We start from the raw sequence: 15,313 nt of genomic DNA, 5'->3' as shown, positions 1-15,313 counted from the left end.
TCCTACGGACGCGGTTTGCGCGCAGCTGGATCAGTACTCTGCACCTTCGGTTGCGTCGTCGCGTCGAAGCGAAGCGGAACGCCCTGCGCCGAGTCGCCTGTCGATTCCGGCGCCAACGCGCCAGACAGATTTCTGAGGAGCGCAGTTTGATCCGTCGCCTGCGCGACCTTCCTCGTCAGCGATGCCACAGCGTTTGCTTCGGCGACCTTTCCGGTCGCACGGAGACCTTCGGTCAACTCGACGCCGAGAAACAGGTACATCACGGGCAAACCCGCTGACGGACGATCGACCCACTGCCCTTCGTCGACAACTGATTGATGTCCGTGAAAGGTGTCGCTCCACAGCGCTTGCGTGCGCGGGATGTCGAGCCAACCGTCTCCCTGTACGAACATCGTGTCGCGCGGCATCGTGGCCGTCGGCACGAACAGCTTCGTCGCGAGTCCTTGAGTCAGAACGTTGTTGCCGAGTCCGAGTGAGTGCGGATAGCCGACGGCCGATCGCGCGAAGTAGATCGGACGCTGCGGCCACGAGTCGCGAATCATCGTGAGGACGAAGACGTCTGCACGCCGCAGCATGCCGTACTCAAGGTTGCGCGGATCGATGATGGCGCGAATGCCCGGCGCCTGAAATTGCATCGGCTCGTGCAGGGCGAACGGATCGGGAATCGCGTCGGCCTGCTCGAAGGTCATCTGAAGTGCGGGCTTGGTCGGCTTTTCCCAATGTTTGTTGCGATACACCGCCGGGCCCTTCACCGAGTCGTAGTCGTAGTTCGGACGGCGGAGCAGCTGCCTCACATACCAGTCGGTATTGAGCAACGACGTATTTGCGACGACGACGTCGCGACGTACGCCTTCCACCTCCTGCGCGTACCAAAGCGGGAAGGTGTCGTTGTCCCCGACCGTGACGAGCACTCCATACGGCTCGACAGAGTTGAGCATGTCGGCCGCAACGTTGCGCGTCGCCTGATGGCGCGATCGCGGAGCGGTCGACGCGTTTCCGAACAACGGAATCAGCGCGAGTAGCGCAACGGGCGACGCAACCAACCAACTGCGCGTTGGCGGATTCACTGCCGCCTTCGCGCCGGCCGCCCCAGCGCGCGCCAACTGAGCGACGGATTCCCACACATACATCAATCCTACAGCGGCCCAAACGCCCCAGGCCGAGAAGCTCCAGAGAAAGAAGTAGTCGCGATCTCTAACTTCGCGCGCCGCCTGCGACGTCTGATCCTGCGACCACCCCAACTTGAAGTTCAGGTAGTAGATCAGCAGCAGCGTCATGGTGAACATGAGCGTTCCGAAATACCAGAAGCTCTTTCGGTCGCGCTGAAAGTGGATCCAGCCGCCGATCAGACCGAGCACCAGACAGGACGTCGCGACCAGCGATTGGAAGAACGCGTGATCGCCCTTGGCGTCGCGGAACCACTGCCATCGGAAATACAGCCACCACATTCCGATCTGTTCGCCGAACGTCGCCTGACGTTCCGCGAGATCGGGTTTGCCATACTGACCGCGATTGAAGTTGTACATGAACGCGTCATACGTCGCCTTCGACATCGTACACGACCACTCGAGCTTCACTCGGCACGCAGTCGGTTCACCTTCGTTCATTACCGGGAAGTACGCGGCGCGAATTGGCTGCGTCGCAAACGGCGTGACACCGACGAACAGCGCAACGACACAGGCGAGCAGCAACTTCCAGCGGAGAATGGTCGCTGGACGTCGCAGCAGCACCACGGCGGCGATCGCCGGCGCGGGGAGCATTCCTGCCATGTGGTTCGCATAGCCAAGGCCGCACAGATAGGCGATCAACACGAGCGCGCGATCGGCACGCGGCCCCTCGGTGCGATCCGACCAACGCACAGCAAGCCACGAAATCAGTGCGATGCCAGCGAGTGAAACGGTGTACACCTTCTCATTCACCACCGACTGATTCCACACCGTGAACGCCGTCGCGCCAATCACTGCCGCGAGAACGCCGCCCGTGATGCGTTGCCACCGCGCCGGCAGCCAAGCGCGAAGAACGTGTTCCGCGACGAGAAACCACACGCCAGCTGAAAGCGCACTGCACACCGCGGCCAGCACGTTGATCCGCGCCGCCACCGTCGATGCGATTGGCAGCAAGGAGAACACACGGCCGATGATGACGAAGAACGGATTGCCTGGTGGATGTGGTAGGCCAAACGTGTACGCCGCGGCGATGTACTCGCTCGTGTCCCACATCGCGGTCGACGGCGCCATGGTGAGCAAGTAGAGAACGAGAACACCTGCCGCCGTGATCGCCGCTGCTTTGTACGACGGCGCATCCTCGCCGCCGCTCGGCGTTCGCTCACCTGCGCCACTCCAGATCGCGAGCGGAATGAACGCGCAGTACGCGACCGCAAGCAGGATCGCCGACAGGGTGATTCCCCCGCGCACGAGGTCCGCATAACCCGCGATGAGCGTGACCGCGGCAGCCGCGTAGAGAGAAATTTTTATCTCTTTAGAACGTGACACAAGAATGCTCATGGATGCACCGTTGCTATGCGTTTGTGGCTGTCGGAGGGAGAGGGACTACTGCTGTTCTCGAAGGATGGCGCGGAGCTCGTCCACGCTTCCCTGCCGACCCAATGCGTACTTCGCCCACGCACGCACTCGTGGACTGGGGTCGAGTTCTGCCGCGCTTCGAGCGACGGCGACGGAATCAGCGCGCTGCGCCAATCCAAGCACTGCGTACGCGCGCGATTCCCACTGCGCATCGAGCATCAGCGTCGTCAACACGGTTCTCGTTGGCGCGAGCTGGACTACGCTCATCGGCCCAGCGAGGCACGCCGTGATCACGAGCGTTGCCGTTGACGACCCGCGGGCGAGCGGGTGAATCACCGACCTGAAATCGAGCACTGCAGCCAATCGCGCCCGAAGACCGCGACGTCGAGCGAGAGCGAGCACCACACCGCGCGACGCATCCGCGCCAGGCAGCAGCTCGGCCGCTCGCACGAGCAGTTCCGCGTAGTCGCTCCGACGAGCGCCATTCGCGATGACGCGCTCGTCGCACGCCAACTCGCACGTTTCGCGGAGTTCGTTCGCCAACCACCACGCACCCGGATGAAACCAGAACAGTGCCGACGTGAATCGCGCACCGACGCCGAACAGCCAATCGGCAGCGCGCACGTGAGCGAGTTCGTGCAGCAACATCATGCGGCGTTGATCATCGTTCCACGCTTCAACGCCGGTCGGCAGCATGATGACGGGTCGCAGAAAGCCCCACGTCTGCGCGACGATGACGTCGTCTGCCATGAGCACACGCACCGATCGACGGATGCCGAGCGTCCCGCGCACGTCGGTGACGAGCGTCATCCATTCCGGTCCAGCATCGCGACTCGCACGCGCCCGACGCCGCACGGCAACGGACGCCAGAATGGTCGGCAGCAACACGAGCACGACGCCAACCAGGTAGACCACGACGACAGACGCGAGCGCCGCGGATGCCGATGCCGAAAGCTGCGTCGCATCGACGCCGGCGGTCGGCGCTGACGGCGCGATAACCTGCACTCGGCCAAGCGCTACCAGCGGCATCGCAAACACCGACGGAACGACCCACGCGATCCAATGAAGCGGCAGCTGTCGCCCAATGAACACCATCAACAGGGCAACGACCGCCGATCGCCAAACGAGCGCACGAACTTCGGCGCCCGAGCGACGGAGAAACCAGGCCAGCGTACCGGCAACGCCAAGCACGAACGTCGCGAGCAACGTGACCGAGTAGATGCTCGCGATCGCACGCGCGCTCATCGACGCGGTCAGCAGGCTGTCGCTCGGACTTGGCATCATGTCCTACTTGCCCTCGGCCCGCAGTCGGCTCACAGCGGTCGCGATCTGCTCGCGCTCTTCGCTAGAAAGCGGGCGATCCGATTCGTCCAACAACGCCGCGACGGCCGCGGCACGCGATCCATTGAAGAATGTGCCGAGTAGGTGCTTCACTGCCGATTGCTGCGCAACGCTGCGCGGCGTCGTCGGGAAATAGACGTGACGCGGTCCGTCCTTCTCGTGCCGCAGATGCCCCTTCTCCTCGAGGATTCGCAGCAGCGTACGGACCGCAGCCGCACAGGGCGGCTCGGGAATCCGGTCGTGGATCTCAGCGGCGGTTGCTCGGCCGCGCGTGTAGACCACGTCCATGATCTGCCGTTCGCGACGACTCAGGTTCAAGGATCGAGAGCTCATGATCGACGTCTAGATAAGAACTTATCCCTCTGAGATAATATTTTGTCTCAGGACCGTCGTTTGTCAAGCGCCGCCTTGGAGGCGAGCGCTAGGCCTTTGCCTTCGACGCCAAGTTCTTCTCGAATTCGAGGCTCGCGTCGTCTCTGAAAATCGTCGCGAGCGCTTCGACATCGCCCTTCTGGATGAGCTCCACGGCGACATCGTGTTTGGCAGCATCGCCATCAACTTTCACCGAGTCCCACTTCTCGGCGTGCCCCACGTAGTTGATGCTGACGTCATAGTGCGCGCTCCAGAAGAACGGCACCTGACCGTACCGTTGGCCGGCGCCAAGGATGTTCCGCGCTGCGGCCTGACCCTGCCGCTGCGCGACGACCCAATGCTCCACGCGGATAGGCTCGCCGCTGTAGCGGTCGGGCCAGCGAGCGATATCGCCTGCGGCATAAATGCCGGGGACGCTCGTCTCGAGCTTTTCGTTCACGACCACTCCGCGATCGATCGCGAGTCCGGCCTGCTCGGCGAGTTGAAGGCGCGGGCGAACACCAACGCCCATCACCACGAGATCCGCGGTGAGACGTGAGTCGTCGTCGAGCACGACCGCGTCCGACTCGATCCGCTGCGGCTTGCGGCCGAGGTGGAACGTGACGCCGTGCGATTCGTGGAACGAGCGGATGAATTTGCCGAGGTGATCACCGAGCACGCGTGCGAGTGGAACGTCCTCGGGCGCCACGACATCGACGGCGACGTCGCGTTTGCGAAGCGACGCGGCAACCTCGAGTCCAATGAAGCTCGACCCAATGACGACGGCGCGCTTTGCTGTTTTCGCGGCCTCGATGATCGCGCGACTGTCGGCGAGCGTGCGAAGCACATGCACGTGCGACGCGTCGGCGCCGGGAATCGTGAGCCGAATCGGCTCCGCGCCGGTGGCGAGCAACAGCGCGTCGTACTTCAGGGGCGCGTGTCCTTCGACTTCGATTGCCTTCGCTGCAGTATCAATTCGCGTTGCGTGGCCGCGAATGATCTCGATGCGATGCTCGGCGTAGAATCCTTCGGGGCGAAGCGGAATCCATTCTTCCGGTGCGTTTCCGGCGAGATAGTCCTTCGAAAGATTCGGCCGATCGTACGGCGAACCGGTGTCGTCGTCGATGATCGCGACGCGTCCATCGTAGCCGCAGCGACGCAGCATTTCCGCGGCGGCGCTGCCTGCCGCACCCGCGCCGACGATCACCACCGTCTTTGGCGTCGCGGTACGATCTGCGCGAATCGGATATGTCGGCGACAGCGGCTCGCGATCGACTTTGTCCGTGACGACGACTTTCTCTCCACGACGTTCGGTCGTGAAGCACGACACTGGCGAGAGCGCTGGCGCTTCGAGTGCTTCGCCAGTGCGCAAACTGAAACACGCGTGATGCCACGGACAGCGCACCGTATCGCCGTCGATCAACCCCTCGGCGAGCGGACCACCGTAGTGCGAGCACGTGGCGCCAATGGCGAGAAATTCATCGCCGACGCGTGCGAGCAGCACGGCTTCGCCGTTGGCGTGGCCGAGCAGTTTGTCGCCAGCCGCGAGGGACGAGACGTCGACGCCTTGCGTGAGATCAGGCCCGGTGAGTTCTGCTTGACCGCCCATGCGCGCTCCTCATTCGTTGCAGTAGTACAATTCATTCGACGCGGGTGCCGCGCTCCAATAAACTTCGCCCGCACTCCAACATCCATCTTCGCCGCCGAGCTCGCCGTGTCCGAAGACCTCCGTTATCCCGTTGGAAAATTCCAACGCCCGCAATCACTCTCCGATTCGCGGCGCGCTGCCGCGATCGAGAGCATTGCTGCCACGCCAGCCAAACTTCGCGCCGCCGTGCGCGGATTGAACGATGCGCAACTCGACACGCCGTATCGTCCCGAGGGTTGGACGGTGCGACAAGTCGCGCATCACGTCCCCGATAGCCATGCGAATGCGTTCATTCGATTCAAGCTCGCGCTCACCGAAGACGTTCCGACCATCAAGCCGTATGACGAGGCCGCATGGGCCAAACTCGACGACGTTCGCTCAACGCCGATCGAAACGTCGTTAGTACTTCTCGAATCGCTGCACGACCGGTGGGTTCGTTTGCTGCGGTCGATCGCGCCGGCTGACTTCGATCGGCAGCTGAACCATCCGGAAAACGGCATGATGAATCTTCATCAATTGCTCGCGATGTATGCGTGGCACGGCGAGCATCACGTGGCACACGTTGCGAATCTCCGCGCGCGGAACAACTGGGTGTGACACCGGTCACACGCCATTGGTCACTTGATACATTTTGATCGAACGCCTTTAACACTCGTCGTTGGCGCACGTCATCCCTGTGAACGCGGCGCCGCACGGGCGCCCGACATTGGAGTCAACAGATTCACAACGTTGGGAGGGATGTATGGTCAGCGTGAGATTGGCGGTGCTCGGGGCGGTGGTGACGATGGCGGCGGCTGGGGTGGCGGGAGCACAGAGCACGACTCCTGCGACCAACAAGGACGTGCGGGAGCTGCGACACGATCGAAAGGACCTACGACTCGATAGACGCGAAGTGAAGCGCGACTCCGCAGAAGTGCGCCTCGATCGTCGCGAGGTTCGTCAGGACGTCAAGAGTGGCGACGTGAAGGAAGCGAAGCGCGACATGCGCGACCTGCAGTCCGACAAGAAGGACATGCGCGGCGACACGCGCGACGTGAAGAAGGATCGCCGCGAACTTCGTCAGGACCGTCGTCAGGTTCGCGACTCGATCGGCGGCTGACCTTCTAGTTGTTCGGGTGCAGTCTTCGCCCAGCACCGTAGCACCTCCGCCACGCTCCAGGCCTGCGCGATGCAGCCTCGGGGCGTGTACGGAGCCTCGGCGTCGAACACCTCGGCGATCGTGCCGATTCCAAAATCGTCGAGCGCCGTGATGCAGCCGTCGAGAAAGCCGCGGCCACCAGCATGATCGTTGGGATGTAGCTTGAGCCACGCGTCGATCCACGGCCCAATGAGCCATCCCCAGACAGTGCCCTGATGGTACGCCGCATCACGCGCACGCAGATCGCCAAAATACCGGCTCTTGTAGTCCTTCTCGTCAGGGGCGAGTGAGCGCAGTCCGAAAGGCGTGAGCAGTTTCTTCTGGACGACGTTCAGCACCGGCTCCCATCGCTCTCGTTCGAGAACCGGATGATCGAGCGATATTGCGAGCAGTTGATTCGGCCGGCAGAGTGGGCTGTCGCCATCGTCTCCGTCGATCACGTCGTACAGAAAGCCGCGGTCGGGCATCCAGAAACGCTCATTGAATGATGCGTAGACGCGATCCGCCCGGGCGCGGACATCGAGCGCGGCATCTTCGCCGCGCAGGCCAACCAGCCACCCTTCGAGCAGCCGCAGCGCGTTATACCAGAGCGCGTTGATCTCCACGGCCTTGCCGCGTCGAGGCGTCACGACCCAACCGTCGACCTTTGCGTCCATCCAGGTGAGCTGATAGCCCTCGGCGCCTTGCCTGAGGAGTCCATCCTTGGGATCGACGCCGATGCCGAACTTCGTGCCTCTCACGTGGTGCTCAACGATATCCACCATCGTGGGCAGCAGATGCAGCAGCGTCACTTCGTCGCCGGTGCGGCGGATGTACGCCTGGAGTGCGTGGAAATACCAAAGTGTCGCGTCGGCGGTGTGATACAGTCCGTGATTGCTCCCGTCGGGGAACATGTTCGGAATGAGACCGCATTTCACATAGTGCGAGAACGTTCGAAGGATGTACTGCGCTTCGCGCGTTCGTCCCGTGGTCAGCGTCAGCCCCTCGAGACTGATCATCGTGTCGCGGCCCCAGTCCGTGAACCAGTGATATCCCGCGATCACGGTGCGCACTTCGTTGCCTAGCGCGGCTGCTCGTGTCGCATCGAGCAGACGACCTTTCGGCGTAATGATGAACTGATCAGCGGCGAGCACGAGTTCCGCACCCACCTCGTCCTGTACCTGCGGCTGTGCCGCATCGATCAACCGCCGGCGGCGTTCGCGTTCCAGGCTCAGCGCTGCATCCGGCGTCAGCGCGAGCATGACGTCCTCCGTCTCGACCGACGCGATCAACGTCGTGGACGACTCTGGCGTAAGCTCGACCTCGAAATGGCCGGGCGTCCACAGCGTACCGCGAAACTCGTAGCCGCGACTCTCTTCCACAGGAAAGACGTACTCGCTCGTCCGTCGCTCGTCGCCCACGAACCGGTACGAAGGCATTGCCCCGTCTCCGGTGTTCAACGTCAACCGCAACGGAGGCAAATCGCGCTCGGCCGCAATCGCATACATGTTCCCCGATGTCGAGACGACGTATCGCGTCGTGTCCGGCGAGTTACGCGCCGTGTTTACAGGATCCTCATAGCCGCGAAAATGCAGAGCCGGCATGAGCTCGAGCGTGACATTGGAGCCCCGTAACAAGCGATACGACACGTGAACGGTGTTTTGCTTGTGCGGCATGAGCACGCGCTTCTCGACCCGGACATCACCCCACTCGAATTCCCACACCGGAAGTCCTGCGTCGAGCCGAAACGACGCTACGCCAGCCGCAACCGACGTATCGATCGGGCCGGCGACGGTCGTTTCGATATTCAGCGACGCCGCGCGATTGCCGACGATCAACCGCTCACCGAGGTGGTTGAGCATCACCACCCGCCCGACCGGATTCGGAAGCGCAGCCACAAGAATTCCGTGATACCGCCGTGTGACCACGCCCGCAGTCGACGTCGACGCGTAGCCGCCGAAACCGTTGGTCACGAGCCACTCGGTATCGAGCAGCGTACGCGCGCGCGCCTCGGGATCGGCCGGCAGCGCGAGCGGGCGAGTAACTCTATCGAGAAGACGTCGAATCATCGGATGGACTCAGTAGTGCGGCGGATTCACCGGGAATCCACCACCCTTCATCGGGAGTTTCGAGCGGCGGCGCGCCCCAACCACCGTATTCGGGCGCGTCAGTTGAGAAGACAGTTCGCCACACGCGATGCAGCGGTGGCGCAAGCAGCGGCTCAGCGATCGGATCGGCGTGCAAGCGCGCGCCGAGATTCACGACGAGCAGACGGTCGCCGAGCGCATCGCCGAAAAAGCGAAGCACGAAGGCATGTTCGCTGAGTACGGCGCCATCGAGGGCGCGCGCCTGCTGTCGCCGAAGGACCGGATCCTCTCGACGCAACAGAATTAGAGCTTTGTGAAAGGCGAGCACACACGCGTTCGTCGTTCGTTCCGTCCAGTCCAGCTTGCAGTTCACAAACGACGCGGCGTCGGTTGGATCTTCAACGCGCGACGCACGATCGCGCGCGGCGAAGCTGGGAAACTGGGTGACGAATGTCGTGCGCCCCTCGCGTACCGACGCCGCGAGCTCGGACTCGTGGTCGGCAAAGTATAGAAAGGGCGCCGACGCGTTGAATTCCTGACCTTGAAACAACATTGGCGTGTGCGGCAGCAGCAGCATGAGCGCCGTGAGCGCGCGACAGCGACCGGGACTCGTCTCCTGGTGCATCCGTCTGCCGCCAGCCGTATTGGCTACCTGATCGTGATTCTGCGTGAAGCCAATGAATTTTGTCGGCGGAATGTCGAGCGCGGGCGTGCCACGCCGATTGTGCTGCCAGCGGAACCACTGTCCCTGGTACAAGAAGCCGTACTTCGCCGCCGATATGAATTCCTGCGCGACGCCCCGATAGCCGCTGAAGTACGCTTCGTCGCGTCCCGTGGCCGCCACCCAGGCGGCGTGATGGAAGTCGTCGTTCCAGAGTGCATCGAGTTCGTAGCCGCCATCAGCACGTGATCGAATGAGCCGAGCGTCCTGCGGCTCGTTTTCGCCGACGACGAGCGTGCCGCGTCCGGCGGACGCCGCGGTCACCGTTTGGCGAACGTCTTCGATGATGTGGCGCGGCGACGAGTCGAAGATCTGCTGCGTCGCGTCCAGGCGAAGTCCGTCGAGGTGGAACTCCTCGATCCAGTACCGGGCGTTGGTGACGATGAACTCGCGGACGGCGACCGACTCAGGGCCGTCGAAGTTCGGCGCGTCGCCCCACTCGGTCGGACGTTCGCCCAGATACGACTTGGCGAACTCGCGCAGGTAGTTCCCGTCGGGCCCGAAGTGGTTGTAGACCACATCGAGAATGACGCCGATTTCCAGGCGGTGGGCCGCATCGACAAAGGCGCGGAAGTCGTCGGGAGTGCCATAGAGGCGCGACGGGGCAAAGAGATTCACGCCGTCGTAACCCCAGCCAAAGCGGCCCGTAAAGTCAGCTAGGGGCATGACTTCGATCAGCGTAATGCCCAGGTCCACCAGGTCGGGCAGGCGGTCGATGGCGGACCGGTATGAACCAATTTTTGTGAACGTCCCTATGTGCAGCTCGTAGATTACCTGTCCCTGGATCTGGACCCCGCGCCACGCACCGTCTCCCCACGCGTACGCCTGGGAATCCACGACCATTGACGGCCCGTGCGGTCCGTCGGGTTGATACCGGGAGGCAGGATCGGGAAAGGCGTCCCCCCCGTCGAGACGCAAACGGTAGAGTCCGCTAGTGGTGACGGGATCGACGAATCCGGAGTAGTATCCGTTACCCTCCGCTTCCAGCGGGGTGGAGCGGCCGCCTACTTCATCAACGAACTCGACCTTGGAACGATCCGGGGCCCACACGCGGGCGTGAGTACGTGGCGGCCCGCCAGTTGAGTGAATGACTTCCACCCCAATGGGGTATCGTCGGGTATTGAGGAGTTCAGTTGTCGGCTGACGTAGGCCCATGGCGGCCGAAACACGGGCAGGAACGGGACCATGGCCGCGTGCGGCGGATGACGATCTAGGAACCTGAACGCCGGCAGTCGTGCCCGGCCGGTAGCGGACGAGCGCCTCGGCGCATAGTCTTGGAAATTCTCCAATCACGCATGTCCAGTCGCGATAAGCCCATACCTGATTCCGGGGACGCCAGAGACAAGGCGGATTCCGTATCGTCGGGCTCGAACACCGAGAGCGACACGCCGATGCTGCACGCGAGCATCGGCTCGGGCTTGCTCGCGCAGCAACCCACCCCGGAGGCCGAAGAGCAGATCACGGTCACCAAGGTGTGTCCGCAGTGTGGCGGAGAATACGAGACTGGTGACCGGTTCTGTCCGCGCGACGGCGCGCCGCTCAAGCCAAAGGGCGGCAGCGACCCACTGATCGGCCGAGTGATCGCCGATCGCTACCTGATTCTGGCCAAGCTCGGCGAAGGCGGCATGGGCCGCGTGTACGTCGCCGAACACGTGAAGATGAATCGGCAGTGCGCGATCAAGGTGATGAACCCGTCGCTGATGAACGACAGCGAGTCGGCGCGGCGGTTCGCCCGCGAAGCATCGAACGCGGCGCGCATTCTTCATCCGAACGTCGCGGCAGTGTTCGACTACGGCGAAGCCGACCGCATCGTCTACCTCGTCATGGAATACGTCGACGGCGATTCACTGTCGACGATTCTCGAGCGAGATCGTGCGTTGGATCCGCGTCGCGCCATCGATATCGCACGGCAGATCGCCGAAGGACTCTCGGCAGCGCACGAGCTCGGGCTCATTCACCGCGATCTCAAGCCGGACAATGTCATCGTCGCCTCGCGTCGCAATGGTCGCGAAACGGCAAAGGTCGTCGACTTCGGAATCGCCAAGGCCGTTTCCGATGCGCCGCAGGATTCGCTGACGCGCAGCGGACTCGTGATCGGTACGCCCGAGTACATGAGCCCCGAGCAGTTGCTCGGTGATCCGGTCGACGCACGCACGGACATCTATGCACTCGGCTGCATGCTCTTTCAGATGCTGACTGGCGTGCGTCCGTTCGAGGCCGAGTCGCGCGAAATCATGCTGCGTCGGCGACTGCACGAGCCGCCGCCGCACATTCGCGACCTTCGCCCGGAACTGCCGCGACGACTCGACACGCTCATCGCGCACATGCTCGCGCGCTCGCCCGACGATCGTATGGCGAGCGCCGCAGAAGCTGCGACGCAACTCGATCCCGCGCTGGCGCTGAGCGGTTGGGATCCGTCGTCGTTGCGCGCGTCGGTGAAGAGCACACGAGCCACGCCTCAGGTCACGCGACTCGCATCGGACCCGGCAATGCGTCCGACGGTGCGCATGAAGCGTCACCGCGAGAGCGTTACGAGAATTGTCGTCGGAACCATTCTCGGCTCGGGGACGTTGTTCGCCGGATTACTTCTCTGGTCGCTCTGGTCGCGTGACGAAAGCGCCCTGCAGGTCGCACCACAGCCAACGAACATTCCGACGCTTCCGCCGATCACAGTCGCGTCGCCGACGGTTGCACCGCTGACGAAGCCGCCGACGGATTCGCTGTCGCTGAGGCCGAAGGTCGCGCCGATTCGCAAAGCGCCGGTAGCAACGGTGAAAAAACCGTCAGCTCCGGTCGATTCCACGCCCACGCCGCCGCCGGTGGCGACAGACGTCGCGACCGAGGAAGCGGCGGTTCATCAGCCGTTGGACAAGTTCGCGATCGCCATGGGACACGGAGAGGTCGCGATTCGCGACGCGTTCCCAGATATGCCGGCCCCGCTCCTCGCCCAACTGAAGGACTTCCTGGCGAAGGTCGACAACGTCACGGCCAAGCCCGTATACGGCACGACGACGATCAACGGCGACAAAGCTGAGCTCAAGTACACATTGAACGTCAGCTTCACGTATCACGATTCGAAGGCGCCAGGCACAGCACCGTTCAGATATCGGGCAACGCTGGCACGCCACAAGGACGGCTGGGAAATCGCCGACCTGACGACGATTCCGTAAGCGCGGCCGCGCTCATCGCGCGCCGCGAGAATCGTTCTACGCCGTCTTTCCGATCTTGGTGCGCAACTCGGCGATCACGTCGTCGAGTAGTCTCGAATCAAAGCCGGTGTCCCACTCATCGCCGCGCTGCCAATTCGCCTCGGCACGCACCGACACCTGGCGCCAGTCCTGGCCAAGAAAGCGAATGACGACTCGAGTGCGATAGCGCAGATCGGGCGCGCCGTTGCGATTGAGCGTCGCCTGCCACGGCGTCATCAGAAAACCCGCTCGCTGATCCTCGATGTCGATCGAGTAGTGCTGCGAGAGTAAATCACTCGCCGCCTTGAACGCCGCGGCCTTGACGACGTCGTCGCGCACATCGATCACGCGCGTGAGCCGTACGTCGGACGTCGTGCGAACGAATGCGGCGGGCGGTCCCTCTACCGACGTGATCGGGCTACGCAACTGAAGATGCGAGCACGCCTGCAACGGGACGGCGAGCGCCAAGGTCAGCGCCCACCGTCGCCACGAGGATGTGAGGCTAAATCGTGTGCGCGTGGCGATGGTGGGAATGGTGACCTCTGGTGGGAACGAGCTCGAGGCGGGGAAAACCAACATACAACCTATCCACCCGGCACGTAAACCACCGAACGACGTTCGGCGAACTCAGATCACTGTACACACTGTGCTTTCGGATTTGGCTTCGCCTTGTCGACTACCACGCGATGATCGAGGTTCGCAACGCGTAGCGCGACGTCATATACGAGCCGAGCGACGCCCGTGAGCTGGTCGTAGTCGATGTACTGTGGCTCATCCGTCACTTGGTGGTAGTCACGATGGCCGCCGGTCGAAAAGAACGTGATCGGAATGCCGTACCGCGCATACTCGTAATGGTCGCTGCGGCAGTAGTACTGCTGCGGGTGCCCGTTGGCGTCGTACTGATAGTCGAAGTGGAATTTCACCGGTTCCGTTTTGGCGACGGCCTCCACCAAATCGCCCAATTCGGTCGAGAGCCGGCGAGACCCAATGAGTTGCAGGTACCCCGGGCCTCCGCCCTTCTCGTCCTGCGGCCCGCCCCGCCCGATCATGTCCATGTTGAGCTGCGCCACGAGCGAATCGCGTGGTACGGTCGGATGGTCGGTGAAATACTCTGAGCCCCACAGACCTTTTTCTTCGCCGGCATGCCAGACAAACACCAATGAGCGCTTCGGCTTGTCCGGACCTTTGGCAAACGCCTCCGCGAGTTCGAGTAGCGCCATTGAGCCGGTGCCGTCGTCGTCGGCTCCGTTGTAGATCGAATCCAGACGGGGCGGATGAATCTTTCGAAGGCTGTCGAGGATGACGCGAATCTTTGCGTTCTCGGCGGGCGCGGCCGGACGCGCCTGATCGTCTTCACCGTGCGGACGAACGATCGTGTTGTACGCGCGAAGCGAATCATGATCGACCGGCTCCCTATTGAAGCCGATGTGATCATTGTGCGCGCCGAGTGCGACGTACTGGCCCTTGAGCTTTGGATCGCTGCCGGGCAGGATGGCGACGACGTTGCGCCCGGGAGCGGGAATGTCGTCCCACTTTAGAGAACCGTGAATCGTCTTTCCGGCGGTTCCGCGCGATAGACCAGCAATGGGCGCACCCATCAGGGCTTCGCCCATCGCCTTGGAGACGTACATGAATGCGGGAACGGTCGGCGCGTCGCTGTCGTCGCCCTTGAACGTCTGAACCGGCTCGAGCAGCTGCATGCGCGTCGCTTGGTCCACCGCGTCGAGACTTACGACGCCGATACCGGCGGAGCCGAGGTAGTAGCCGGTGAGTTGCTGGCGATTGCCGCCCCATACTGGCGTTCCGTCGGGGCCATTCGGCACCGACATGACGACGAATTTTCCTTCGGCAGCGGCCGGCCTGACCATGGTGCTGGTGTCGCCGTAGACACCGCCGTAGATCGCTTCGACGCCGTCGAGGCTCCGGACCTTTCCGAAGACGCTGTTATCTCGAGGGACGTAGTCTACGGGGGCGGAAAAGGTCTTCTCGTTGACCACCAGGGTGTTGCCAGGCGAGAGCGGATGGTCGAAGACCGGAATGTTCTGAAAGAAGGTGCCGTTGTCGCCCCCCGGCGTGAGCCCGAGGCGGCGCACCTCGCGCTCGATGTATGCCGTCGCCTTGAGGTGGTAGGGCGTCCCCACTTCTCTGCCCATCATGGAATCATCGGCAAAGATGTATAGCCGAGTCATGAGGTCGGCGGCGGTGATGGCGGCCGTCGTGGGCTGCGGGGCGTGTTTGAGCGGAAGTTCAGCCTTTTGCGCCGAAACCAGCGTTGCCCACGTGGTCAGGGCAGCGGGAACGAGCCAGCGGACGCCGGAAAGCGGCATGCGGTGCTCCA

11 protein-coding genes are annotated in these 15,313 nt (G+C 62.9%); 3 read left to right on the top strand and 8 right to left on the bottom strand.

The features are described from left to right. Nucleotides 1–2 precede the first annotated feature (2 nt). The 4 genes from AC6H4Z_RS02370 to AC6H4Z_RS02355 all read right to left on the bottom strand — a co-directional run bounded on the left by AC6H4Z_RS02370 (nt 3) and on the right by AC6H4Z_RS02355 (nt 5,823). Nucleotides 3–2,504, bottom strand: a complete 2,502-nt coding sequence (locus AC6H4Z_RS02370) for a glycosyltransferase family 117 protein (protein ID WP_497545132.1) — start codon at nt 2,502–2,504, stop codon at nt 3–5. Nucleotides 2,505–2,549: 45 nt separating this feature from the next. Continuing rightward, nucleotides 2,550–3,803 (bottom strand): M56 family metallopeptidase, encoded by a 1,254-nt coding sequence (locus AC6H4Z_RS02365; RefSeq protein ID WP_497545131.1) that lies wholly within the window; start codon nt 3,801–3,803, stop codon nt 2,550–2,552. A 6-nt stretch (nt 3,804–3,809) separates the two neighbouring features. Continuing rightward, nucleotides 3,810–4,196: a BlaI/MecI/CopY family transcriptional regulator gene (locus AC6H4Z_RS02360; RefSeq protein ID WP_497545130.1), complete on the bottom strand. Its 387-nt coding sequence runs from the start codon at nt 4,194–4,196 to the stop codon at nt 3,810–3,812. An 88-nt stretch (nt 4,197–4,284) separates the two neighbouring features. Further along, nucleotides 4,285–5,823, bottom strand: coding sequence for an FAD-dependent oxidoreductase (locus AC6H4Z_RS02355; protein ID WP_497545129.1), 1,539 nt, complete (start codon nt 5,821–5,823; stop codon nt 4,285–4,287). A gap of 105 nt (nt 5,824–5,928) precedes the next feature. Here AC6H4Z_RS02355 and AC6H4Z_RS02350 point away from each other — a divergent pair, with 105 nt between their 5' ends. Both AC6H4Z_RS02350 and AC6H4Z_RS02345 read left to right on the top strand, forming a co-directional pair. Next, the gene (locus AC6H4Z_RS02350; protein ID WP_497545128.1) at nt 5,929–6,459 is read left to right on the top strand and encodes a YfiT family bacillithiol transferase; all 531 of its coding nucleotides are present in this window, start codon (nt 5,929–5,931) and stop codon (nt 6,457–6,459) included. Nucleotides 6,460–6,604: 145 nt separating this feature from the next. After that, on the top strand, nt 6,605–6,961 hold the full coding sequence (locus AC6H4Z_RS02345) for a hypothetical protein (protein ID WP_497545127.1): 357 nt from the start codon (nt 6,605–6,607) through the stop codon (nt 6,959–6,961). Here the strand turns inward: AC6H4Z_RS02345 and AC6H4Z_RS02340 are convergent. Together AC6H4Z_RS02340 and treZ are read right to left on the bottom strand one after the other, a co-directional pair. Continuing rightward, nucleotides 6,934–9,048 (bottom strand): amylo-alpha-1,6-glucosidase, encoded by a 2,115-nt coding sequence (locus AC6H4Z_RS02340; RefSeq protein WP_497545126.1) that lies wholly within the window; start codon nt 9,046–9,048, stop codon nt 6,934–6,936. The genes AC6H4Z_RS02345 and AC6H4Z_RS02340 overlap by 28 nt on opposite strands. After that, the gene (gene treZ / locus AC6H4Z_RS02335; protein WP_497545125.1) at nt 9,026–10,942 is read right to left on the bottom strand and encodes a malto-oligosyltrehalose trehalohydrolase; all 1,917 of its coding nucleotides are present in this window, start codon (nt 10,940–10,942) and stop codon (nt 9,026–9,028) included. The genes AC6H4Z_RS02340 and treZ overlap by 23 nt, the downstream gene beginning before the upstream one ends. Nucleotides 10,943–11,082: 140 nt before the next feature. On the opposite strand from treZ, the gene AC6H4Z_RS02330 reads away from it, so the two are divergent. Beyond that, complete coding sequence (locus AC6H4Z_RS02330; RefSeq protein WP_497545124.1) at nt 11,083–12,957, top strand: protein kinase domain-containing protein; 1,875 nt, start codon at nt 11,083–11,085, stop codon at nt 12,955–12,957. Between the two features lie 36 nt (nt 12,958–12,993). Here the strand turns inward: AC6H4Z_RS02330 and AC6H4Z_RS02325 are convergent, their stop codons facing one another. Both AC6H4Z_RS02325 and AC6H4Z_RS02320 read right to left on the bottom strand, forming a co-directional pair. After that, entirely contained in the window at nt 12,994–13,554 is a 561-nt protein-coding gene (locus AC6H4Z_RS02325) for a hypothetical protein (protein ID WP_497545123.1), read from the bottom strand. 53 nt (nt 13,555–13,607) lie between these two features. Beyond that, nucleotides 13,608–15,302, bottom strand: a complete 1,695-nt coding sequence (locus AC6H4Z_RS02320) for a M28 family metallopeptidase (RefSeq protein ID WP_497545122.1) — start codon at nt 15,300–15,302, stop codon at nt 13,608–13,610. Nucleotides 15,303–15,313 lie beyond the last annotated feature (11 nt).

It is taken from the genome of Leucogemmata humicola (genome assembly GCF_055379415.1).
Note: the sequence above shows the minus strand (reverse complement) of the source record. Positions and strands in the feature narration are given on the sequence as shown.